The organism is Cereibacter changlensis JA139 (genome assembly GCF_003034985.1).
Taxonomy (GTDB): Bacteria; Pseudomonadota; Alphaproteobacteria; order Rhodobacterales; family Rhodobacteraceae; genus Cereibacter; species Cereibacter changlensis.
The window spans coordinates 1-556 of the sequence record NZ_PZKG01000425.1; the positions used below are offsets into that span (position 1 = coordinate 1).

The 556-nt window shown below is 67.8% G+C and carries 1 protein-coding gene; it reads right to left on the minus strand.

Translation table 11 applies throughout. The features are described from left to right. On the minus strand, positions 1–472 hold a 472-nt coding region (locus C5F48_RS24485; protein ID WP_146170791.1), incomplete at its 3' end, for an NAD-dependent epimerase/dehydratase family protein. Positions 473–556: the final 84 nt, after the last annotated feature.

Sequence of the window (556 nt, forward strand, 5' to 3'; positions counted from 1 at the left end):
CCTGCCCGGCGGCTGCGAAGAGTTCATCTTCCTGGGCGTAATAGAAGTTGTCGACCTCCAGCCGGCCCTGCTCCTCGCGGAACGGGGTCTGCGGCAGGCTGCCCTTGCCATAGGCCTCGAACGGGCCGAGGTAATGCTTCAGCCCGGTCACCAGCGCGGCGTGCCGCACCGAACCCGCCGGCCGCAGCGCGTCGAACAGGTTGCGGACCATCGCCGCATTCACACGGATGTTCTCGGCCTCGGTCGCCATGCGCAGCCAGCTGGTGAGGAAGACATGCGTTGGCGCGATGCCGTGAAGGGCAGTCGCCAGCGCCGCGGGATCGAGAAGATCGGCGGCCACCGGCGACACGCCCGGCTGGGCTCCCGGGGTGCGGCTGAGGCCATGCAACGCCCAGCCCTGCTCAACGAGTTGCCGGGCGATGGCGCTGCCCTGGATGCCGGTTGCGCCGACGACGAGTGCGCTGCGGGTCATGTGATGTTCCTTCTGCTGTTGACCGGGAGGTAAGGTCTTGCCTCCGGCTTCGCCAGACGGCACCATATCGGGACATAGGCACCT